Below are 21,522 nucleotides of genomic sequence, written 5' to 3' on the forward strand. Positions count from 1 at the left end.
TGCGCCGATCAGATGCGGCCTTCGAAGGCTGCCACGCCCGCTTGGCCGGACGGTCCTGCGATGTGGTCGACCACAGCCGCCCGCTCGGCAGCCAGTCCATCGCCGAGACATGTCGTGAATGACAGTGCGACAAGCTCTTTGATTCGAGCAACCGCGCGTCGGTCTCGACCGGCGAGGGCGAGGGCGAAAGCGTCGATGTCGGTGTCGAACGTGGAGGCACCGAGGATGCGGTAGGCGATGCCGAGGCGGACCAGATCGTTAGCATCGAGGGTGTCCCCCGACAGCAGGTGACCGAGCGCTTGTTGGCGGCCGACGATGCGCGGGAGTCGTTGTGTGCTACCGCCGCCGGGGATCCAACCGAACCGGATGTGCGTATCCCTCACCCGCACGTCCGGGTGCACCAGAACGATGTCACTGGCCTGCATCATTTCGAAGCCGCCTGCCATCGCAACACCTTCGACGGCGGAGATGACCGGCTGCCGCATGCCTTCGATGACACCGAGAGCGCGTCCGAATGCTTCGAAGAGGTTCGCGAGTGCATCAGTTCCCTGACTGCGGAGCAACTTGACCTCGTCGAAATCGCCACCGGCAGAGAAGTTTCCGCCGGCACCGCGGATGACGACGACGTCAACCTTCTCTTGTGTCGAGAGTTCGGTCAACGCGGCTTCGAGCTGCTGCGCCAGCGACACGGTCACTGAGTTCATCCTGGACGGACGGTCGAGAAGGACTGTGCCGACGCCGCTGTCGATGGCCACCTGCACGTCCGGGCCGACCCCGGACATCTGCGTCGATGTCATCAGATCAGGAACGCGAGGGTGGGCAGGACCTCGTCGCTGTTGATGAGGTTCACCTTCTTACGGAACATCATCAAAGATCCCTCGGTCCTACGCAGACCGTATGTGACTCGACCCGACCAGAATTCGGTTGCCCGGGGCCGGTGCTCGACGATGACGAAGTTGGCCTCGACAGTGGCCTCGTTCCCGTCGATCGACCGGATCTCGGCGTTGGATATCACTCGACGAGTTTTCGATTGCGGTGTCTGTGCATACCGGTGTCCGGTGCGAAGCTGCTTGAGCCGTGTGGAGATTCGTCGTCGGTGATCGAAGATCACCGAGATGTCACTACCGGGGTCTTCCTCGTTTCCGTGGCCGATGGGAACCCAGTAGATGGCGTCGTCGGCCCACAGGCCTTCCCATTCGTCGTAGTTGTGTTCGTCCGCCAGCCTGGCCTCGCGGTAGATGAACGCTTCCACGTCGCGGATATCCCACTGGGCGTCAGTGCTCGTGTCGGGTGTAGTAGTTGCGGATTGCATCGCCTGTCCTCCTGTCATGTCCTGTGTCTCAGCGTCCGACGAAGGTGGGAGCGCGCTTCTCGCGCACCGCCGCCAGTCCTTCGCGGGAATCGTGTGTGCCGGAGAGTTGCGCTACCACGCGTGCCTCGTCCGCCATGTGTCCTTCGATGGACGCTGCGGCACCGCGCCAGACCAAATTCTTGATCGCGGACATCGACAACGGCGCGCATGCGGCGAGTTCGGCGGCAACCGAACGCGCCCGGGAGAGCAGATCTTCCTCCTCGACGATTTCGCTGATCAACCCGAGGCTCGCGGCTTCGTCGGCTCCGAGAGTGGGGTTGGTCAGCAGAATTCGCATCGTATGGCGGAGTCCGACCAGCTGGGTCAGAATCGTCGTTGTGCCCGCATCGGGTGCCATACCCACGCGGGCGGCGCCCGACATGAACCGGGCAGAGCGTGATGCGACGACGATGTCCGAGGCGCACACCAGGCCCAGTCCGCCTCCTCCGGCGGCGAAGCCGTGAACGGCGGTGACGACGGGCGCACGAAGGTTGATCAGGCCGGTGCCCACGGCTTGCAGCCAGGCACCCACCTCTCTGATGTATTCCGGGAGTGCTTCGCCGCGCGAGGCGAACTCGTGGACGTCGCCGCCCGCGCAGAAGTTTCTGCCCGCTGCGGTGAGGAGGACGACACGGATGTCCTCTCGGGCATGGCACATCATGACAGCGCGGTGTAGCGCCTGAAGGAATTCGAGTGACATTCCGTTGCTGGCTTCGGGGCGGTTGAGCGTGATGTGGGCGATTCCCTGTTCGTCTTGTTCGAGAAGGACGAGGGCGTCTTCGATGAGTTTCATTGCGAGACCTCACTGGTTGATGGTTCGTCGTCGGTCATGACCGTGCGGTAATGCGACCAGAACGCCCGCATCGCGGTCTCGTCGTTGCCGACGCCGACCTGCAAACCGTCGTCGTCGACCCATTCACGGTCGAGTCCGCGCTTGAGTACCAGCCATTCCGGTTGGCTCGCCTGAACGCCGGCCTGGTTGCGCTCGTACATTTCGGTGTCGTCGGCAAGCAGCATTCCCGCCGGCCCCACCGAGGCCATGCTCTGTGAGATCAGGCGGCGGTTGATGTCCGGGGAACCTTTGAACTGCACCGGCGTCGAGTGCTGAATGGTCTCGTCGACCCCGACCGGTTCGATCAGGAAGATAGTGACCTCGGCGATGAACAGGTTCGGGTACACCATGACGTGCGGCGCGCCGTCAATCAGCAGTCGGTCCGTGTCCTCGCCGTGTTTTTCTCGCATCTGCGCGACATAGTCCGGTAGGCGCTCCGGTGTGGTGTCGAACCACATGAGGGGCTTGTCGATGTGCCGAAATTCTTCCCGTTGATCGAGTTCGCTGTGGCCGTTGCCGAGTGCCCGCACGACGGATTTCGATTTCTCCGAATAGAGGTGGCCGAGGGCGTGACCGCTGACGCTGATGATGGATCCGTGAACGAATTGCGGGTGATAGCCGTCGGTCTCGTTCTCGACCAACATTTTCCAGTTAGCGCGGGCACGGTGCTTCATCCATGTGCCTGTCAGCTCGATCTCGCCGGTCGGTGACAACGCCGCGAGCCTGTCCATTTCGCCGGCGGCAGGACCGAGGTGCTCGATGAGCGTCGGACCCTCCGCTGCCATGCTCGCGAAAATGAACCCCTGATAGGTATCGACACGTGCTGCAGAGCCGAGGCGCAGATCCAGCTTTCCCTTGCCTCCGTAACCCTTGAAGTACGGATATCCGAGCAGTTCACCGTCGTTGCCGTATGTCCACCCGTGGTAGGGGCAGCGGAAGGAGTTCGAGTTGCCCTGGTCGTCCTCGCATACCAGGTTTGCGCGGTGTGCACAGCGATTGAGCAAGACATGAATCTCGCCGTCTTTCGCGCGGGTGACCACGACCTCGTCTCTGCCGAGATGTCTGCGGATGTAGTCGCCTGGCTGCGGGATCTCACTGTCGTGTCCCAGACATACCCACGTCGTGGCGAAAATCCGTGTCATCTCTTCGGCGAAAATTGCGGGGTCGGTGTAGAGGGACCCGTGCACGCGGTCAGGTTCGATGAGGTGTTCGTAATCGACGGTCACGTCGTCTCCAAGTCGGTTGGAATTATTTACTTTAATTTAGATTCAAAACTGACGGGTGTCAATGCTCGTCCGCCGACGCGATACGCCGCTAAGCGCGATCCTCGCCGGAACCGACGTCGGTGACGTATCGACCGCGTTCTTCGGCCGTACCTTCCTTCCAGAAAAGGACGGTGATCAACGTGAGCACGCAACCGAGCAACATGTAGCCGCTCACCGATAGCGAGGTGTTCGTGCGCTCGATGAGCCACCCCGCGATCAGGGGAGCGAACCCGCCGCCGACGATCGCACCAACTGCGTACGAGAGCGACGATCCGCTGTACCGCACCTCGGGCGGGAACAATTCTGCGTACGCCGCGGCTTGAGGTCCGTAGGTCAGTCCGAGGCCGACCGCGAGACCGAACACCGAGACCAACATCAGTGCGATCGACCCGGTGTCGATCAGCAGGAACATCGGAAAGCACCATGCACCAAGTGCGAGGGTGCCGATCAAGTACACCCGGCGCCGTCCGAGAGTGTCGGACAGGCGCGCGCCGATCAGAATCCACACACCCCACGACAGCGCTCCCACGAGTCCCACCAGCAACATTTCCACACGCGAGGCCCCCAAGGCGTTGGCACCGTAGGAGCCGATGAAGGCAATCATGATGTACCCGCACAGGTTGACGCCGATGAACAGGCCCGTAGCGATCACCAGTGCGCGGCGATGCTCGCGAAGCAGCACCACCAGCGGCGCTTTGCGGCGAGCATTGCGACGCCGGACCTCTTCGAATACTGGACTCTCGCCTACACCCGCGCGCACCGCGAATCCGATACCGATCAGAACGACGCTGAACAGGAACGGAATTCGCCATCCCCAGGAAACGAACTGCTCCGAACTCATCAGCGACGCCGTCACGAGCAGAGCAACGTTGGCCAACACCAGACCCAGCGCCGCCCCGAGTTGCGGGAACGATCCGTAGATCCCACGGCGACCGGGTGGGGCGTATTCCACTGCGAGCATCGCCGCGCCGCCCCATTCGCCGCCGGCAGAGATACCCTGCAGGAACCGGAACACCACGAGAAGGACAGGTGCTGCGACGCCTATGGCGTCGTACCCCGGTAGCACGCCGATGAGGGTTGTAGATGCTCCCATGAGTATGAGGGTTGCCACGAGCATGGCTTTGCGACCGATACGGTCGCCGAGGTGGCCGGCAACGATGCCTCCCAACGGCCGAGCGAAGAAGCTCACTCCGATGGTGGCGAACGATGCCAGCAGCGCAGACGAGGACGACAGCGCAGGAAAGAAGACCTGACCGAACACCAATCCTGCTGCGGCTGCGTAGATCAGGAAGTCGTACCACTCGATGGTGGTGCCCACCAGGCTCGCCCAGGCTGCGCGGCGGACTTGTGTGGGTTCGATCGATTCTGTGGACGACGATGGAGCGGTGGAGTGTTCAGGCGCGTGGGCCATAATGGTTCCTCTCGAAAGGGTTGCCTGCGTGGGTGAGTCGGCTCTAGAGAAGGACGTCGGGCTGCTCGTGCACGATCTTCTGGTAGAGCGGCTGGAAGCTGAACCACGCTGCTCGCGGGGTTCCCATCGTGTCGCGCACGGCCCGCGCGTCTTCGGGATCCGCGGGGATCGGGGTACCGACGGATTCCGCGAGGAACTGAGCGTGCGCGGAATGCTCGAAGGTGATGAACCACCACGCCGCCTCATCCACCGTCTGTCCCACTGTCACGACACCGTGGTTGCGCAGTACCGCCGCCCGGTGCGGACCGAGATTGTGCGCAATGGCCTTGGCTTTGAGTTCTTCGAGGGTGACGCCGGTGTGGTCGGTGTGCAGAACATGATCTTCGAAGAACATGCAGCCTTCGTTGGTCAAAGGCTGCAACGGTCGGTCCAGCGAGGACCACGCACTCCCATACACACTGTGCGCGTGGGCAGCAGCAACGACATCCGGCCGCGCAGCATGAATTTCGGAATGGATGCGGAATGCGGCGGTGTTCAGAATCCCGTCACCCTGCACGACGACACCGTTGTGGTCGACGAGGATGAGATCGCTCGCACGGATCTGTCCGAAGTGCAGTCCGAACGGGTTGACCCAGAACCGATCCGAGTACTCAGGATCGCGCGCGGTGATGTGGCCGGCGACTCCCATGTCGAAGCCGTGCAGAGCGAACGCACGCAGTGCAACAGCGAGACGTTCCTTGCGGTCTCTGCGTTCGTCCTCGAGCGATTCGAACGCGGGAGGTTCGGCGAACATCATGCCGCGGGGTGAAGTAGTCATACCGACTCCTTGTTGGGGGTGCCTCGGGTGAGTGCCCGTCGAACGCACGGGGCGGGAGTGCTCGGCGTCCGCGATGTGCGTCCGGTCACTTCTTTCGATTCGAAATTAAATTAAATTTGGTGTCGCGTCAAGCCCCGTCGGACTTCGGCGCCGTGCGCTTGATTTCCTCTGAACGGAGCTCCGCGCGCAAAAGGCCTGCGAACGGTTCCGGGATCAGCTGTCGAAACGGAGCGACGGTAACGGATTCGAACAGTCCTGCAGTGCAGTATGGTTCGCGGTCGATCCAGGACCGGACGTCGTCGAGCGAGTCGGCACCCACGACGAGCGTCATTCCGCCCCACCCACCGTGATCGTCCTCGAAGCTGCCACCCCAGCGAACACGATCTCGATGCTCGATCATGAACTTCAGGTGCTCGCTCCGGGTGGCCTCGCGTATCGAGTCGGCGCGGGGCGTCTTGGTTGCCATCACGACGAAGGACATCGCATAGCGACAATCAGGGGTCTTCGTGTGCACGGGAGCGCTCACGATAGGCGTCTGCGCACGGTGGCGAAAATTTCTGCGGCCGCGGGATGTACGACGTCACGGGTCACCCGAACATCCAGCACGACCACGCCCTGGGGGTCCGCCAGGATCTGCGGCAGCAACTCCAGGTCGGCTACCTCGCCGATCACGTGGCCTGTCGCGCCGAACCCCTCGGCCAATCGGGCGAGGTCCGGGGTTCGGAACAGAGCCGTGCTCGGGTCAAGCCCTTTGGCGTTCAGGCTGTGGAACTCCTGGCCGTAGCCGCCGTCGTTCACCACCACTACTGTGAGCGGAATATCGTGACGCACAGCCGCGTCGAGCTCCTGCACGCTCATCATGAACCCGCCGTCGCCCACGAACAGGGTTGTCCTGCCCAGTCCCGCTGCAACGCCTATCGCAAGACCCAGCCCTTGACCGATTGCACCGAAGTCCGGGGAGAAGAAGAACGTGTCGGCCGATGCAGGGCGAATGTGGTTGCAGACGAACCCGGTGAAATGACCTCCGTCGGTCACCACGACGCGGTCGGCGGGCAACGCGCCATCGATCGCGGACAGTGCACGACGCGGGTCGAGCGCGCCGTCGTCGACGTAGGCCGAAACCTCATCGCGCGCAGACGAATACCACGCAGTCCTGGCCCGGCTCGGAAGCCGGTCCAGCAGATCCACGCACGTGAGCGCAGCGTCTCCGGCGCACACCACGTCGGCGGTCGGCCCGTGCACTCGGCCAGAGGCATCGGCCTCGATCAGTATCAGCTTCGTATCGTTCAGCAACTCACCGGACCGCGTGGTCCAGGCACTAAGGGACGTGCCTACCGCTACGACTGCGTCGGCCTGCACGAATGCCGTGCGTGCCTCTTCCGATCCGAACCCGCCACTCGTTCCTACTACCGCTGGATTCCCTGAAAGAAACCCATGTGCGAGAACGGTTGTCGCGACGGGGGCGCCGAGTGCAGCCGCCAACCGTGCGACGGCGTCGTCCGCTCCGGCTGCCACCGCTCCCCTACCGGCCAACACCAGAGGTCGTTCAGAGTCCGCGAGAACGGCTGCTGCACGGGTGATGTCCGTCGCCGATGCGCGGGCAATGGCAGGTGTGCGGACCTCGCGCCAGGATGCAGCGGTGTCGGGCACGATATCGAACTGAATGTCCGTCGGCATGTTGAACACGACAGGGCCAGGGGTGCCGGTCATCCTGACCAGTGCTTCGTGTAGATCGTTCATCGCAGTTCCCGCAGACTCGAGCCCGACAGTGATGCCCGCGGTCGCATCGCCGAACGCAGTTTGATCGAAATCTTGAACGTGAGTTTTGTTGGTACGCGGGGTGTCACCGGCCAACAGCAGGATGGGAGACTGCCGGCGTCGGGCGGCAACGAGCGAGGTGCCCGTCTGTGACAGACCCGGTCCGTGCGTCACCGAGCACAACCCGAGACGCCCGGTCCGGGCATAACCGTCGGCCATCGACACGGCGTGCTGCTCATGGCGAGCATGCACCACATCGACTCCCAGATTATGGAGGGAGTTCAGCAGGTCGAGGTTTCCGTCACCCATCACGCAGAAGATGCGCGTGGCGCCGTGGCTGACCAATGCGTGGGCAAGTTGTTCGTGGACTTTCACCGAAGCCGAACCTTTCGTATGGGGTAGATACCTCGAATGTTAGATGAGAACATGTTCTCGTGTATCTAGAATGGATCTGTCGGTTGGTTCGATCGTTTCGCTCCGCCGGTTCGGGGCGACGTCGAAGCCGCGCCCGTTGCAAAGTTCGCTATTTGAATCTATGTTAAATTCAAATAATGCCGTCGACGTCTCGAGGTAAACACGACATGGGTCCCGCTCTTCTGATCGACGACAGTCTCGACGGTCGTACCGTTGTTCGCCTGAACAGAACCGACACGCGCAACGCGATCGACCTGGACATGGTTCGAGAACTGCACGAGGTCTGCTCCGAACTGGAGAGTCGACCACGTATCGCGATCTTCGCGGGCGAAGGACCTGCATTCGCTTCAGGCGCGGACATCGAACAGCTTCGAGCGCGACGTCGGGACGACGCTTTGGCCGGAATCAACTCCAGAATTTTCGACCGAATCCACGATCTCCCAATGCCGACCATTGCGCTCCTACACGGATACGCCCTCGGCGGAGGCGCGGAACTGGCCTACGCGTGCGACTTTCGAATCGGCGCGACGGATCTGAGGATCGGCAATCCGGAGGTCGGGCTTGGCATAGCAGCCGCAGCAGGTGCCGGATGGCGGCTCAGGGACCTCGTGGGATTGGCACTCGCCAAGGACATGTTGCTCACCGGCAAACTCTTGAATGCGCAGTCCGCGCTGGCGTCCGGCCTACTGAACCAGGTGGTCGAGCCTGCGATGCTGCTCGACGCAGGCCACGAACTCGCCGACAGAATTTCCGCTCAGTCGCCCACAGCTGTCCGGTTGACCAAAACCATCCTCGCCGCACCGCCTGCAGCACACCCCATCGTCGACGAGTTGGCGCAGGCCATTCTCTTCGAAACACCCGAGAAAGCCGAACTCATGGACGCGTTCTTGTCGACTCGGAGGCGAACATCATGACCTCTTCGCTCTCGACGACCCCCACAGACCTACCCGGCCATGTCGTGGTGATCGGCGGCGGACGCATGGGCACAGGTATAGCCCACGTGCTCCTCGCTCGGTCGGTCGCGGTGACCATGGTGGAGAGCAACCCAGCTCGCCTGTCCGATGCACAACACGCCGTCGCGAAGTCTTTGACGAAAGCGGCCAGTTCTACCGAAGCCCAGCCTGACGTGGACGAGATGCTCGCGCGGCTGAGTCTGGTCCAGTCTCTGCCGACGAACCATCCAGCCGGGCTCGTCATCGAAGCCGTTCCGGAATCGATGGAGGCGAAGAGGGCGGTACTCCGAATGGCCGAAGAAGTCTGTCCCACTGCCTTTCTCGCTACGAACACCAGTTCGCTGTCCGTCGGCGAGATGGCACAGACACTCGAGCGCCCCGCCCGGCTCATCGGCTTACACTTCTTCAACCCCGTTCCCACCAGCTCTCTCATCGAGGTCGTCGTCGGCGCGGAGACCGAACCCACCCTCGTCCGTGCGGCCGAACGGTGGGTCGCTGCCCTGGGCAAGAGCGCCATCACGGTCAACGACTCCCCCGGGTTCGCCAGTAGCAGACTCGGCGTCTCTCTTGCCCTCGAAGCGATTCGGATGCTCGAACAAGGCGTCGCCAGCGCCCACGACATCGACACCGCCATGACCCTGGGCTACCGGCACCCCATGGGGCCTCTACGTACGACGGACATAGTCGGACTCGACGTGCGCTTGGCGATAGCCGATCACCTTGCGCGCACCATCGGGCCCGCGTTCGAGCCGCCGCAGCTATTGCGAGAGAAAGTCGCGTCCGGCGAAATCGGACGAAAGGCCGGCCGCGGGTTCTTCTCGTGGTGATCTCTTACCCGTTCATTTTCAGCAGGGAGTCGACATGGATCTAGATCTGGCACGGCGGCCCGTCATCGTCACCGGCGGCGCCTCGAACATCGGGCGCGGGATCGTTCACGCCTTTGCACGTGAAGGCGCACGGATCGTCCTCTCCGACATCGACGGCCCGCAGGCCGAACGGGTCAGGCTCGAGGCCCTCGAACTCGGTGCCGCGGCTGTCGAACTGGCGATCGGTGACCTGGTCGAGGACGGGCGTGCCGAGAAGATTGCGCAAGACACCGTCGATCTGTGGGGTGGAATCGACGTGCTGGTCAACAACGCAGGATGGAGCAGGCCCGGTTTCCTGGCGAAAGACACCGACCGCTCGGGATGGCAGCGAGCTGTCGAAGTCAACCTGTTCACGGCGATATCGATGACGCAAGCGGTGTTGCCCACCATGACGCACGCCCGCAGCGGCTCGATCATCTTTCTCGCCAGCGAAGCGGCGTTCGGACAGATCCGCCAGGGCGTCTACGGTGCGACGAAGGCGGCGGTCGTCGCGCTGTCGCGGACGGCCGCACGCGAACACGGCAGACACGGAATCCGGTCCAACGTCGTGTGCCCCGGTCTGGTCGTGCCGGACGGCCCCGAGGCGGTCGGGCCCTCGAGCCTGTGGGCCGTCGGTGTCGAGGAAGTCTTCACCGAAAAGCAGTCGCAGTACTTGCTGGACAGCACCCCACTACAGCGCGCGACGACGGCAGAGGACGTCGCGAACTCGGTGCTCTGGCTCGCCTCCGAGCGCGCGGCACGGCAGGTGACCGGGCAATTGTTCTCCGTCAGCGGCGGCTACACGATGCCGTGAGGCGGCCCTACGCCTCGGTTCGGTCGCTCCTCTCCCAGGCACCCAGTACGGCAGCAGCGAGAGATCGCGCTATCTTCCTGCTTGACCAGCCCTGTTGCGCCAGGTCGATGACCACACGCTCGTCGAAAATGGTGATCCACATCAGCACCTTGAAGTCGACGTCGTTCGCGGAGAGGACACCGTCGGCCGCCAGCTCCCCGACCACGGGCGCAAGGGCGGATCGCAGCGCTGTGGTCGGCGGATCGTCGTCCGCTATCCGTTCGAGGAACCCAGCCGAACTGCGTATCCGTGTGGCAGCCCGTCCCCAATCGACGGCCATGCGCGCCCAACGCACACACATCGCGTCGAAGCGTTTCTCCCCCTGGCCGGGAACGGCCGCGAGCTCGGTGACCAGTTCGTCGATTAACCGGTAGTAAAAGTCTCGATGGGCGTCCTGCACATCGGCGAAGTGTCGATACACCGTAGCCGTCGCCACCCCCGACGCTCGCGCGAGATCCGGGAGGCTGAATCCGACGCCCTTCTCCGCCAGCAACGTCCCTACGGTGTCCAAGAGCATGTCTCGGGTACGGGCCGTGTCGCGACGAAGCGACACGGCACCGTCAGATCCCTGCATTCTAGAGCGCACCCTCACACTGTAACGCGGTTCTAACACAAGAAAATGTTTTCATCTACAGCGCTTGCGGGAAATCTGCTGTGGCCCTACTCTCACCAGAGATGAGAAGAACTTCCCGCATTCGGGATCTCTCAATCTGCCCGTAAACCACAGCGTTCGGAGAGGCATTCCCTGATGAAAGTACGAGTACTGAGCGGCATAATCGCTCTGTCCGTTTTGATGTCCGCGTGCGGATCCGGGGCGGAGGAGACCGGATCCGACGACACAGTCGAGATCGGGATCCTCCAGATCGCTTCGGCCGGCGTTCTCGACGAAACCGTCGCAGCCTTCGAAGCCGAACTGACACAACAACTCGCGCCACGCGAAGTCAAATTCGATCTCAAGAACGCGCAGGGTGATCAGTCTTTGATCACCAGCCTCGCCAGCACTATGGCCGACAGCGACGCCGACGCCTTCGCGGTGATCGGCACACCCCTCGTCATCGCGCTGGCTGGTCAAGAAAAGCGCCGCCCTGTCATCGCGTTGGCCATGGGCGACCCAGTCGGGTCCAAAGTCGCCGACTCTCTCGAAGCCCCCGGTGGAAACGTCACCGGCAGCGTCGATTTCGTCGATCCTGCCCTGCCTCTCGAACAGATCATGTCGATCGAGCCTGCACCGAAGACCATCGGCACAATCTACGATCCCTCGAACCCCAACATGCAAGCGTGGATCGACGCGTTCCGCGAGGCCGTCGCCGAGTATCCTGGGCTCGAAATAGTCGAGTCCACCGTCTCCGGTACCGCCGATGTATCCGCAGCCGCACGCAGTCTGGCCGGCCGCTCGGACATTCAGATCATCGGACCCGACGTCGCCGCATTCGCTGCCATGGACGTCATCGGAGCAACCGCCCTCGCCAACAAAATCCCCACCTACGTCATCGCGGGCGACCCGACGGTTCCGGGCATACTCGCATCCGTCGGTACGGACTACCCGGCAAGCGGTCGCCGCGCAGCCGACGCGGCTGCCGAGGCCATCAACGGCACCGACCCGGGCACGATCCCGTTCAGCCTGCCGGAGGGCATCGAGTTCACGATCAACCAGCAGACCGTTGATTCCCTGGGAATCGTTCTACCCGAGAGTATCTCGTCCAGCGGACAGGTGAAGTGATGGATCGCATTCTGCTCGACATGTTCGTGACCGGGCTCCCTTTGGTGCCGGTCGTGTTGGGAATCTACATGGTCTTTCGTATCAAAGCGGACTTCGATCTCACCGTCGAGGGCAGCTTCGTCACAGGCGGGGCAGTGTGTGCAATCAGTCTCGGCAACGGCGTCGAGGCCTGGGTGGCAATACTGTTCGGAGTCGTTGCCGCCGCTGCAGCAGGGTTCGTCACGTCGATTCTTCACTTGCTACTGAAGATTCCAGTTCTGCTCGCGGGACTCATCATGAGCATCGGACTGTTCAGCGTCAATCTGCACATCCTCGGCCAGCCCACCGTCTCCTTGGCGCTGGACGAGACGATCTTCAGCCCGTTCGACTCCTTCGACGCCGGAGCTGCAGATCTGGCAACGATCGCGCTGATGGGTACGGTCATAGCACTGACAATGGCCGCCTTCGCTCTGTTCCTCAAAACCGAAACGGGTCTCGCCCTCCGCGCGACCGGCGACAACAACAGGATGTCGCGCAGCCAGGGCGTCAACGACAAGTTCATGACCGTCCTGACATTGGTCATCGCGAACGGGCTGGCAGGCCTCGGAGCCGGATTGGCCGTGCAGCACCAGAGTTACGCCGACGTCAACATGGGACTGGGGACGTTCGTCGCCGGCGTAGGCGCAGTACTGCTGGGCGAGCTGATGTTTCGTCCATCCGGCTCGAAGCTTCTGCGTATTGTGCTGGCCGTTGTCGTCGGCACCCTCGCCTACCGTTTGATTCTCGTCGCCTCGCTCCGTTTCGGCTTGCCTGCAAGCGATCTCAAGGGCGTTATGGCACTGACCCTCGTGGTGGCCATTGCCTTCGAACGCTATATGGGGCCCGTCGCCGGCCGATTCCGCGTCAGACGAGAACCGGTCCCACCGGCCGCCCGAACCCGAGAGAAGGTCAACTGATGCTCGAACTGCACGATATCCATCTTCGATACAACCGCGGCAGCGCCGACGAAGTCCGTGCACTGCAGGGACTTTCCGTCACTATCCCCGATCGCCAGTTTGCGACAGTCGTCGGGACGAACGGTGCCGGAAAGTCCAGCCTGATCCAGGTTCTGTCCGGCTCCGCGCGGCCCACCTCCGGGAAGGTGATCCTGAACGGCCGCGACGTCACCAAGCTGCCCGACTATCGACGAGCAGGCTTGGTCACCCGTGTGTTCGATGACCCCCGCGCGGGCACAGCACCCGGTTTGTCCATCGAGGACAACCTGGCACTGGCCCTGACCAGGGGACGACGGCGTGGACTTCGGCTCGCCCTCTCGGGTAGCAGACGCGACACCATGCGAGAACGATTGGCCATGCTCGGCCTCGGCCTCGAGAACCGCCTCGGTGATCGAATCGGGTTGCTCTCCGCCGGTCAACGTCAAAGCGTCACCATGATCATGGCGGCACTCAGCACGCCGGAAGTACTTCTTCTCGACGAGCATCTGGCCGCACTCGATCCCAAGACCACGGCCACCGTCTTAGGCATCACCACCGACCTGGTGCGTGAACTCGGGTGCATGACCCTGATGGTCACCCACAACATGGAACACGCCATCGCGCTCGGTGACCGACTGCTGGTGATGAATGCCGGCAAGCTGATCGCCGACTTCGGTGGAGAAGAGAAAAAGAATCTGACCGTCGACCGAGTCGTCGACGCCATCGCCGGCGCCGGTGGCGTGCTGTCCGATCGATCCCTGCTCGCTGAAAGGACCCCCTGATGAGCGTCGATGCTACTTCTACCCGTCATCCGGCCGAGGCCACACCAGTGCCCAACACTGGCGCACCCTTCGCCACGCTCGGTGAAGCATTCGACATCGCGCGAGACAGACTCAGCTCCGATGTCTGGGACTTCGTCAGCGGGGGCGCAGGCGATGAAACCACCCTCCAAGACAACCGGACCGAGTTCTCTCGGTGGCTGTTCCGTCCCCGGACTATGAGTGGCCTGAGCATGCCCAGCACCACAACGAGCCTACTGGGAATGGAACTCGACCTACCGGTCCTCACCGCACCGTTCGGCACCGACGGTCTGTTCGACGCCGAGGGCCACCGCGCCGTAGCGAGAGCAGACGCCCGTCAGGGCGCATTGAGCATCGTTCCTGAAGCCGGAACGTTCTCCCTCGAAGACGTCCGCGACGCCGCACCGTCCGCGGCTCGCATCGCTCAAGTACACCCGATGGGTGATCCTCGAAACTTTCAGCGCATGCTCGAACGCATCGCCAATGCCGGTTACAGCGCGATCTGCGTGACCGTCGACTGCCCGACCGGTGGATGGCGAGAGCGAAACCTGCGCAATCGGTTCGAGATCGAACCGCGTGTCATCAGCGGAAACTACCCGGGATCGGACAGTGACGAGCTCTCGGAAGTCTTCGGTCAGATATTCGCAAGAAACGCCGACGTGTGGAGCTGGGAGGAACTCGCCGACGCAATGCGACACACGGCACTCCCCTGGATCGCCAAGGGAATTCTCACCGCCGAGGACGCCCGGCGGGCCGTCGACGCCGGCGCCGCCGCTGTCATGGTCTCCAACCACGGGGGCCGTCAACTCGATGGCGCGCCCTCGGCGCTGGCGCAACTGCCCGAGGTCGTTGCCGCGGTGGGGCGCGATGTCGAGGTCATTCTCGACAGCGGCATCAGACGCGGAAGCGACGTCGTAAAAGCCGTCGCCCTCGGCGCCAAGGCAGTCGTGATCGGCCGTCTGGCGGTGGTTGCGCTCGCGGCAGCCGGCGAGAACGGTGTCGAGCACGCTCTTCGATTGCTGAAGGAGGAGATCATCACCGTGCTCACCCTCGTCGGGCGAGGATCGATCGCGGAACTGAACAGCGACGCAGTCACTAGGCGGGTGCCATGATCCGCCATCGAGGTCAAAGTCCGCAATTCCCAGGGGCCATCGAGCATGACGGCCTTGTGGTCACCTCGGGTGTCGTGTCGACGCGAGCAATGGGCGGCACCGACATCTCTTTGTCCGACGAAATGACCGACGTACTGGACGAATTGGAGAGCATTCTGGTCCGTGCCGGTAGCGCTCTTGAGGATGTGCTGCGGATCGAGGTGTTCTTGTCGAGTCGTGATGCGTTCTCGACGTGGAACGACAGCTTTGCTGGGCGGTGGCCTGATCTGGACAGTCGGCCTGTACGGACCACGCTGATTTCGGAATTTGCCGTGGCGGGCATTCGAGTCGAGGTTCAGGCCCTCGCAGTCAGGTCAAGATCATGACGCCGGTCGCCGGGCTTGACCAGGTAATGCCTGACCTCGAGCGCTTGCTGTCATTCGACACCACGAGTTCGAACTCGAACCTCGAACTCCTGCGATACGTCGACGAGCGCTGCCAAGAGTACGGAGTGCCGACCGAGTTCATCTACGACGAGTCTGGGCGCAAAGCCAACCTGCTCGTCACCGTGCCCGCTGCTGATGGTCGCACTGCCGGTGGCGTGATGTTTCTCGGGCACACCGACACTGTGCCGATCGAAGGCCAGGCGTGGACGCACGACCCCTTCAGCCCGACAGTGCATAAAGGGAGGATCTATGCCCGAGGCGCCGCCGATATGAAAGCGTTCTGCGCGTGTGCGGTTGCTGCAATCCCGGTTTTCGCTCAGGTGACGAGGCTCAGCGAAATTCCCCAACCGCGCTCACCGAAATTCCCCACTCGTGAGCGAACTTCACTGTAGTGGTTGGCGGGTTCCTGTGGTGGCTTTGCGGAGCTTCTCCGATCTGGCGTTGTGGTCTCGGAGACGGTAGGAATCACCGTCGAGGTTGAGCACGACGGATCGATGCAGAAGCCGGTCGAGCATGGCTGCTGCGACGGTGTTGTCACCGAGCACTTCACCCCACGATCCCACGCCACGGTTGGTGGTCATCACGATCGACGTCTTCATATACCGTTGCGAGACAACCTGAAACAACGCCGACGCTGCCTCGCCGGGCAACGGTAGGTAGCCGAGTTCATCAACGACGAGAAGTGTCGGTCCAGCGTAGAACCGCATCGTCGTAGCCCACCTTCCTTCGAGAGCGGCTCGATGACAGCGGGCAGCGAGATCAGCTGCGGTGGTGAAATACGTTCGATAGCCGGCATGAGCTGCGGCACGCGCCAGCCCGACCGACAGATGCGTTTTGCCGACCCCGGGCGGGCCGATGAGCAGCACATTCGTCGCTGTCTCCAAGTATCGGCAGGTCGCCAACTCCTCGATCAACTTCCTGTCGACACCAGCGGCTGCGTCGTAGTCGAAGTCCTCGAGCGATGCCGGTGTCGGCAGGCACGCGAATCGGAGTCTGCCGTTCAGTCGGCGGGCTTCGGTGGCCTCGACCTCGATCGAGAGCAACCGGTCCAACGCCGCGGTCATCGACAGTTCTTCGGCGGCTGCTTGATCGAGGACCGACGGCAGCGCTTCGGCGGCGTCGTGAAGTTTCAGGACAGCGAGATGCCCCCGCAGGCGTTGGTAAAGGCTGGCTGCAGCGGCGGTGTTCGGGGCCGGTAACCGGTCGGCGTTCGTGGCAGCTTTCTGGTCGGTCATGACAGGGTGTTCCTTCCGTGTGCGGCGCGTTCATAGATCGACAGGTCGTAGATAATCGCTCCTGCGGTATCGGATTCGGTTGCGTGACTGTCGTTTTCCGATCTGTCCGCTGCGTCGGGATATGTTGCACTGGTTGTTGTTCGGAGCTTCTCTGCAGCGGCGAGTGCGTCCGGTCCGGGCGGAATACGTTCCTTGCGGCGGTGCGGACGTCCGGTGTTCGCGCCGGCCATCGCTGCTTGCTCGAGGGCGTAGATGTGGCCGTGATCGCGGACCATCGCCCCGGTCCCATCGGCCGCCAGCCGGTGCCGGGCGATGGCGATACCCGAGGTGGTGACGATGTCGATGACGTCGGTCCCGAGAACGTGGGTGACGGTGACCTGCGCGGACGCGAGCTCGGGCGGCACTGAGTAGCGGTTGCCGCGGTAGGACACCAACGCCTGCCGGGATACGACTCGATGAGTGGACAGGATCGCGGGATACGCGGACGGCGGCATCGGATGCAGTCCTTCGGCGGTGGCGATCGTCGCTACCGAAGTTTTGCCGTCCTTCGTCGGCCGCAAGCGAGTATCGCCGCGCAGACTGCAGAACCGATCGAGGCTCGCTTGGGCTTGCTCGACGCTCAGATCGTCGGAGAGATTTCGCCACCACCGCTGCGCTGCAGTGTGATTGGACTTCTCCACTGCACCTTTGCGGTTGCCGCGCCTCGGTGGGCAGATCGCAACGGAGACACCGTAATGTTTCGCGACGCCGGTGAAGCTGGCGGTGACCCGGCCGGACTCGGGGTGGCAGACTGTGGCCATTCGGTCGAACCGCCAGACTCGGCTGATCCCGCCGAGGCCTCGGCAGATCCGGTCGAGTCCGTCGACGACATGTGGTTGGGTCATGTTCGGTGCGAGGACGCCGCGCCATTTGCCCGAACACGCCAGAGTTCCGACGAACAGGTGGGCCATCGATCCCCAGCCCCACGAGGCGGGTGGGTTGGGTAGATCGACCCAATCCCATTGTGTCTCTTCCCCTGGCGGGTGTTCGATGACCGCGTTGGGTCTTTCGGTGGCCGTCAGGCACGCTTGGCAGATCGGCCGGAGTTTGAGTTCGCGGATCTTGCGGTGCAGCGTTTGATACGACATCAGATAGCCGAGGTCCTCGAGTTCGTCGCAGAGCGTGCGGACCCACAGGTGTGGGTCGTCGATCAGACGTGCAGTGACGTAGGCGAGGAACACCTCGAATGGGTCCGGTGCGCTGCGTTTACGCACCCCGGGAGTGGTGGTGCCGTTCAGGTACGACCTGATGGTCTTGCGGTCGCGGCCGGTGTGACGCGCGATGTCCGCGATCTTCCAGCCTCGTTTGTGCAAGGCGTTGATTTCCACATCTTCCTCCTGTGTAAGCATGAGGAGCGGGTCTCCTTCGGATAGCTGGTGCGTGGTCAGAGACCATCAGCTTCGTTGGAGACCCGCCCTCGTTGGCGGTGCCACACGGGTGGGGAATTTCGATGAGCGCTAGTGGGGAATTTCGATGAGCGCCGTCACAGGCACCGTTGCGTCAACCAGTCCACGTCGTACTTACTTACGATGAGGAGACGGGGTGCCACGGGGCGAAGAAAATCGCGGAAGTACTTGCACAGCGCGGACTTAGGCCTGACCTGTGCGTCGTAGGGGAACCAACGTCGATGAGTCTCATCCGGTCGCATAAGTCCGGCACCATCACACGTGCAGCGTTTCACGGTGTCGCATCGCATTCGTCGCTGACGAACCAGGGATGTAACGCCATCGAGTACGCAGCGCGGGCTATCGCGTTTCTCCGCTGCATCGCTGACGAGTTCAGAACCGAACGGGAGCAGGACGACTCGTTCACGGTGCCGTACACCACTGTCAACGTGGGGACCGTCCAGGGCGGATTGGCGGTCAACATCGTTCCTGAGAGCTGCGAGTTCGAGTGGGAGATGCGCACCGTTCGTGCCGAGCACCACCGGGAGATCAGCGCCCGGTTCGACTCGTTCATGAACGATCTGAAGATTGAGATGCAGAGCGAAAACGCCTCTGCCCAAATCAATTACGAGGTTCTAGCCGATTTTCCCGGACTGGCTCCCACATACGCTGCGCAGGAGCTGATCGACGCCATGGGATACATCAGCGAGTCGACAGGAGTCTCCTACGGCACCGAAGCTGGGTTGATCAGTGACCTCGGGGTGCCGACAATAGTGTGCGGACCCGGCAGTATCGAGCAGGCTCACCGGGCCGATGAGTGGGTCGAGTTGGCGCAGGTGCAACAATGTTTCGATTCGATGCTTGCCCTTCGGCAGTATCTCGTCGCCCCAGTGGCATCTTCCGTCACGCGAGCGGAGAGTGTGGATCTTGTCTGATCCGTGAACACCGAGGACTGTGTCACGGTGACGGTGACACAGTCCTCGATCTACACGAGCGGGCAATCCTTCGTTGATGCCCAGCCACGGACGACTCGATGACGGTGAGGCCGGAATCGATCACCCACGCGCGGCTTCGACCTTGCACTCGGTCATGAACAACCTGCGCTTGCGGGATAGAAGGACATCCGCCAGCGGAACCGTCGGTCCCGCTATCTCGGGGTCCACTATGCGGGGGCGGGGGGATTTCACGATGGCCGAGCCATCGCTGGATTTGCTGTAGCAGCGTCGACACCGACGCAAATATTCTCTACCCGACTACAGCACGGCTCGCTCTCCGGGCAAGCACCGCGCCAACTCGTAACGGACCATGAACCGGCTGCACTGAATCCGCTGGCCGCGTCTTCGTTTCGGTGCAAAGTTGATGAGTTCTGCACCAGCATATGTTGGCTGGTTATGACAATCTCGTAACACCGAGATACGGCCAGACGCACCCTTCCCGCACGGAATGCAAACTTGGCGAGCCAGGTGCCAAGGTAGCGACGGAGTACGCTCGCTACCCCGATTCGGTGAAGATGGTGCCGGAAAGAGCAACTTGCGTTGGCAACTTCCGAGAATGCGCAGTCGGGGCCTACATCTCGGGCGCTTGGGGCCGACATGTATGCGAACCCTGTTTCACTACAACCGTTTCTCTGACTGACCCTAAATGTCGCGGGTATAGACGAGGTCGTCAGGTCCGCCAGATCAGTTTGTGACTGCTCGTGACACCGAGCCACCCGCAGAGACGACCATTCAACGCAAAACCAGTCCTGAGCTGCACGAATGCCAAGTTACGGCAACGGAGAACGAACATCCTGGCGCGGATCTGAAATCCGCTGTCTCGGTTGTCCACTCAAATCCGTGGTGAGCCGCCGAGGTCCACGCTACCACCCTAAATGCATTGTCCTGGTACAAAAATCTGGATCCATATGGACTCTGGTGCCCCCAGTCGGACTCGAACCGGCACTGTGCGGATCTTAAGTCCGGAAGAGTGGACTTACCCGCACTCCAATGGATCCAGTTTTTGTTGTTTTGCAACGCTTTTCGGCCATCAGAGTCCAGCCCGGTCCGATCAGGTGTGTACCCAGTTGTGTCACTCTCGTGTCAACGAGACCTCCGGCTGGGACCGTCGTGCATCCATGTGCACGATGACGTGCCGCAGTGGACAGATCACCGTCAACTGCGCTTAAACCGTATTTGCCCGCAGCCTCAGTAACTCGCCGTTCTGTGTCACCGAATGCCCTGGGCGAGAACACCGCAAACCCCCGTCCGAGCCGAGCTGGGGCCGGGGTCACCGACATCGATTCCGGCAAGCCTCTACCCAGGTTCACACACATTCAGATCGAGACATCACGCTCACCGCCCAGCTCCCCCGGTTCTGAAATATTGTGTCGCTTTAAGTTCCTCGGTGTACCCCAGAAGGTTCCCGACATGTCGAGCCAGTACCTTCGGCACTTGACTGGGCTCGGCGAAGTGAAACGCAGGCCTAAGGTTCGCGTGGTTCAGTCGACGGGTCGTGAATGCCGCGTGGAGTGCTCCCTCAAAGGCGTGGGCGTCGTCGGAGAAGTACAACGCGTCCACATCGAACGGGAACTGTAGCGAGGCGCTTCCCGATTCGCGAACCCAGTCCATCGGTTCGGGCCGCAGCGCCATCCCGATCTTGATCACATCCGGGCCGACTGCACCTAAGTTGCTGATCGCGTACGCGTAGCCGGTGCAAATACTGGTACGCCGATTGTCGTTTTGTGCGATGGCGCGGTCGAGTTCGCCCAGCTTGTCTCGAATACGCTAAGCCTAATCATCGGTGCGGTCAGCCAGGCCGCCTACCAAAGACTGCGTGAAGAAGGTCCCGCGGAGCACGCGCGTTTCCTCGGGCACATAACTCTGGTCTAGACAGAATGGACCTTTCCTGCAAACCGCCTGCAAAGACGGAGACCTCTCCTCGGTGTGGCCAACCATTGACCCCGACTACCGAATAGCACTCGCTATCCGCTGGGTCGACGACAACACCGCCGACATGGACACCCACGTGCGGAACCGTGAAACCGTTGCCGCCGCGCTCGCCTTACCGCGCCCGACGCACTCCACTCTGGCCAACGGAATCTGGCAGCGCACCCAACCGAACATCATCATGCCGCTCGTCATGCACCACCGGGACGGGACAATGGATGCTTCACGCCTTCGAAGTCGACGACGCTCCGCCGATGGAGGAACTCAGCCAACGATGCCCCCACACACCCGGCTGCAAAGCCGTTCCCGACACCCACGGTGGTCATAACCGGCCTGTCAGGTCGCCCGCGAATCCCTTGATTGGGGCACCTCAGACCACGTCGGCCTACGCTCCACCTGCGCCTCGGTTTTGTTTGCAACGGACGGTGCC

General features: G+C 62.3%; 22 protein-coding genes. 10 read left to right on the forward strand and 12 right to left on the reverse strand.

All coding sequences use genetic code 11. From position 1 onward, the window contains the following. Positions 1-8 precede the first annotated feature (8 nt). From NY08_RS10845 to NY08_RS10880, 8 genes are all read right to left on the reverse strand, one after another. The gene (locus tag NY08_RS10845; protein WP_235387168.1) at positions 9-797 is read right to left on the reverse strand and encodes an enoyl-CoA hydratase/isomerase family protein; all 789 of its coding nucleotides are present in this window, start codon (positions 795-797) and stop codon (positions 9-11) included. After that, complete coding sequence (locus NY08_RS10850; protein ID WP_442970825.1) at positions 797-1,330, reverse strand: aromatic-ring-hydroxylating dioxygenase subunit beta; 534 nt, start codon at positions 1,328-1,330, stop codon at positions 797-799. Before NY08_RS10850 ends, NY08_RS10845 begins: the two co-directional genes overlap by 1 nt. Positions 1,331-1,340: 10 nt before the next feature. Continuing rightward, positions 1,341-2,144 carry an enoyl-CoA hydratase/isomerase family protein gene (locus NY08_RS10855; RefSeq protein WP_045196346.1) on the reverse strand — a complete coding sequence of 268 codons (804 nt, stop codon included), beginning with the start codon at positions 2,142-2,144 and terminating at the stop codon, positions 1,341-1,343. Then, on the reverse strand, positions 2,141-3,409 hold the full coding sequence (locus NY08_RS10860; protein WP_045196348.1) for an aromatic ring-hydroxylating oxygenase subunit alpha: 1,269 nt from the start codon (positions 3,407-3,409) through the stop codon (positions 2,141-2,143). Before NY08_RS10860 ends, NY08_RS10855 begins: the two co-directional genes overlap by 4 nt. Positions 3,410-3,497: 88 nt before the next feature. Further along, entirely contained in the window at positions 3,498-4,766 is a 1,269-nt protein-coding gene (locus tag NY08_RS10865; protein WP_235387170.1) for an MFS transporter, read from the reverse strand. A 136-nt stretch (positions 4,767-4,902) separates the two neighbouring features. Next, positions 4,903-5,724: a class II aldolase/adducin family protein gene (locus NY08_RS10870; protein ID WP_442970827.1), complete on the reverse strand. Its 822-nt coding sequence runs from the start codon at positions 5,722-5,724 to the stop codon at positions 4,903-4,905. A gap of 79 nt (positions 5,725-5,803) precedes the next feature. Continuing rightward, positions 5,804-6,202: a YciI family protein gene (locus NY08_RS10875; protein ID WP_144407347.1), complete on the reverse strand. Its 399-nt coding sequence runs from the start codon at positions 6,200-6,202 to the stop codon at positions 5,804-5,806. Next, positions 6,199-7,809 (reverse strand): thiamine pyrophosphate-binding protein, encoded by a 1,611-nt coding sequence (locus NY08_RS10880; protein WP_082073766.1) that lies wholly within the window; start codon positions 7,807-7,809, stop codon positions 6,199-6,201. Before NY08_RS10880 ends, NY08_RS10875 begins: the two co-directional genes overlap by 4 nt. A 206-nt stretch (positions 7,810-8,015) precedes the next feature. Here NY08_RS10880 and NY08_RS10885 point away from each other — a divergent pair, with 206 nt between their 5' ends. From NY08_RS10885 to NY08_RS10895, 3 genes are read left to right on the forward strand one after another with little or no spacing between them, the layout of a single operon-like run. Beyond that, the gene (locus NY08_RS10885; protein WP_200893186.1) at positions 8,016-8,762 is read left to right on the forward strand and encodes an enoyl-CoA hydratase/isomerase family protein; all 747 of its coding nucleotides are present in this window, start codon (positions 8,016-8,018) and stop codon (positions 8,760-8,762) included. Continuing rightward, positions 8,759-9,628 (forward strand): 3-hydroxyacyl-CoA dehydrogenase family protein, encoded by an 870-nt coding sequence (locus tag NY08_RS10890; protein WP_045196358.1) that lies wholly within the window; start codon positions 8,759-8,761, stop codon positions 9,626-9,628. The genes NY08_RS10885 and NY08_RS10890 overlap by 4 nt, the downstream gene beginning before the upstream one ends. Before the next feature lie 34 nt (positions 9,629-9,662). Beyond that, positions 9,663-10,460 (forward strand): SDR family NAD(P)-dependent oxidoreductase, encoded by a 798-nt coding sequence (locus NY08_RS10895; RefSeq protein WP_045196360.1) that lies wholly within the window; start codon positions 9,663-9,665, stop codon positions 10,458-10,460. Positions 10,461-10,467: 7 nt separating this feature from the next. Here NY08_RS10895 and NY08_RS10900 read toward each other — a convergent pair whose 3' ends face one another. Beyond that, entirely contained in the window at positions 10,468-11,073 is a 606-nt protein-coding gene (locus tag NY08_RS10900; RefSeq protein WP_045196362.1) for a TetR/AcrR family transcriptional regulator, read from the reverse strand. 174 nt (positions 11,074-11,247) lie between these two features. On the opposite strand from NY08_RS10900, the gene NY08_RS10905 reads away from it, so the two are divergent. The 6 genes from NY08_RS10905 to NY08_RS10930 are packed head-to-tail and all read left to right on the forward strand — an operon-like array spanning position 11,248 to position 15,901. Next, a complete protein-coding gene (locus tag NY08_RS10905; protein WP_200893187.1) occupies positions 11,248-12,219 on the forward strand; it encodes an ABC transporter substrate-binding protein in 972 nt (323 codons plus the stop codon). Next, the gene (locus tag NY08_RS10910; protein WP_045196363.1) at positions 12,219-13,154 is read left to right on the forward strand and encodes an ABC transporter permease; all 936 of its coding nucleotides are present in this window, start codon (positions 12,219-12,221) and stop codon (positions 13,152-13,154) included. The genes NY08_RS10905 and NY08_RS10910 overlap by 1 nt, the downstream gene beginning before the upstream one ends. Next, positions 13,154-13,954, forward strand: coding sequence for an ABC transporter ATP-binding protein (locus NY08_RS10915; RefSeq protein WP_045196364.1), 801 nt, complete (start codon positions 13,154-13,156; stop codon positions 13,952-13,954). Before NY08_RS10910 ends, NY08_RS10915 begins: the two co-directional genes overlap by 1 nt. Continuing rightward, positions 13,954-15,084 (forward strand): alpha-hydroxy acid oxidase, encoded by a 1,131-nt coding sequence (locus tag NY08_RS10920; RefSeq protein WP_052683767.1) that lies wholly within the window; start codon positions 13,954-13,956, stop codon positions 15,082-15,084. The genes NY08_RS10915 and NY08_RS10920 overlap by 1 nt, the downstream gene beginning before the upstream one ends. Beyond that, a complete protein-coding gene (locus tag NY08_RS10925; RefSeq protein ID WP_082073767.1) occupies positions 15,081-15,449 on the forward strand; it encodes a RidA family protein in 369 nt (122 codons plus the stop codon). The genes NY08_RS10920 and NY08_RS10925 overlap by 4 nt, the downstream gene beginning before the upstream one ends. Then, positions 15,446-15,901 (forward strand): M20/M25/M40 family metallo-hydrolase, encoded by a 456-nt coding sequence (locus NY08_RS10930; protein ID WP_052683769.1) that lies wholly within the window; start codon positions 15,446-15,448, stop codon positions 15,899-15,901. The genes NY08_RS10925 and NY08_RS10930 overlap by 4 nt, the downstream gene beginning before the upstream one ends. On the opposite strand, the gene istB is transcribed toward NY08_RS10930, so the two are convergent. Further along, entirely contained in the window at positions 15,893-16,744 is an 852-nt protein-coding gene (gene istB / locus NY08_RS10935) for an IS21-like element helper ATPase IstB (protein WP_045194497.1), read from the reverse strand. The genes NY08_RS10930 and istB overlap by 9 nt on opposite strands. Further along, positions 16,741-18,132, reverse strand: coding sequence for a Mu transposase domain-containing protein (locus tag NY08_RS10940; protein ID WP_045194499.1), 1,392 nt, complete (start codon positions 18,130-18,132; stop codon positions 16,741-16,743). Before NY08_RS10940 ends, istB begins: the two co-directional genes overlap by 4 nt. Before the next feature lie 146 nt (positions 18,133-18,278). On the opposite strand from NY08_RS10940, the gene NY08_RS10945 reads away from it, so the two are divergent. Next, entirely contained in the window at positions 18,279-19,103 is an 825-nt protein-coding gene (locus NY08_RS10945; RefSeq protein ID WP_082073768.1) for a M20/M25/M40 family metallo-hydrolase, read from the forward strand. A gap of 1,395 nt (positions 19,104-20,498) precedes the next feature. On the opposite strand, the gene NY08_RS10950 is transcribed toward NY08_RS10945, so the two are convergent. Further along, positions 20,499-20,810: a GIY-YIG nuclease family protein gene (locus tag NY08_RS10950; protein WP_052683771.1), complete on the reverse strand. Its 312-nt coding sequence runs from the start codon at positions 20,808-20,810 to the stop codon at positions 20,499-20,501. Positions 20,811-21,522: the final 712 nt, after the last annotated feature.

The sequence above is a fragment of the Rhodococcus sp. B7740 genome, from assembly GCF_000954115.1.
Classification (GTDB): domain Bacteria; phylum Actinomycetota; class Actinomycetes; order Mycobacteriales; family Mycobacteriaceae; genus Rhodococcoides.

Excerpts from the sequence above, each read along its gene's own strand:
- NY08_RS10845 (WP_235387168.1), bottom strand. The coding sequence starts at position 797 with ATGACATCGACGCAGATGTCCGGGGTCGGCCCGGACGTGCAGGTGGCC.
- NY08_RS10850 (WP_442970825.1), bottom strand. The coding sequence starts at position 1,330 with ATGACAGGAGGACAGGCGATGCAATCCGCAACTACTACACCCGACACG.
- NY08_RS10855 (WP_045196346.1), bottom strand. The coding sequence starts at position 2,144 with ATGAAACTCATCGAAGACGCCCTCGTCCTTCTCGAACAAGACGAACAG.
- NY08_RS10885 (WP_200893186.1), top strand. The coding sequence starts at position 8,016 with ATGGGTCCCGCTCTTCTGATCGACGACAGTCTCGACGGTCGTACCGTT.
- NY08_RS10890 (WP_045196358.1), top strand. The coding sequence starts at position 8,759 with ATGACCTCTTCGCTCTCGACGACCCCCACAGACCTACCCGGCCATGTC.
- NY08_RS10895 (WP_045196360.1), top strand. The coding sequence starts at position 9,663 with ATGGATCTAGATCTGGCACGGCGGCCCGTCATCGTCACCGGCGGCGCC.
- NY08_RS10900 (WP_045196362.1), bottom strand. The coding sequence starts at position 11,073 with ATGCAGGGATCTGACGGTGCCGTGTCGCTTCGTCGCGACACGGCCCGT.
- NY08_RS10905 (WP_200893187.1), top strand. The coding sequence starts at position 11,248 with ATGAAAGTACGAGTACTGAGCGGCATAATCGCTCTGTCCGTTTTGATG.
- NY08_RS10910 (WP_045196363.1), top strand. The coding sequence starts at position 12,219 with ATGGATCGCATTCTGCTCGACATGTTCGTGACCGGGCTCCCTTTGGTG.
- NY08_RS10915 (WP_045196364.1), top strand. The coding sequence starts at position 13,154 with ATGCTCGAACTGCACGATATCCATCTTCGATACAACCGCGGCAGCGCC.
- NY08_RS10920 (WP_052683767.1), top strand. The coding sequence starts at position 13,954 with ATGAGCGTCGATGCTACTTCTACCCGTCATCCGGCCGAGGCCACACCA.
- NY08_RS10925 (WP_082073767.1), top strand. The coding sequence starts at position 15,081 with ATGATCCGCCATCGAGGTCAAAGTCCGCAATTCCCAGGGGCCATCGAG.
- NY08_RS10930 (WP_052683769.1), top strand. The coding sequence starts at position 15,446 with ATGACGCCGGTCGCCGGGCTTGACCAGGTAATGCCTGACCTCGAGCGC.
- istB (WP_045194497.1), bottom strand. The coding sequence starts at position 16,744 with ATGACCGACCAGAAAGCTGCCACGAACGCCGACCGGTTACCGGCCCCG.
- NY08_RS10940 (WP_045194499.1), bottom strand. The coding sequence starts at position 18,132 with ATGCTTACACAGGAGGAAGATGTGGAAATCAACGCCTTGCACAAACGA.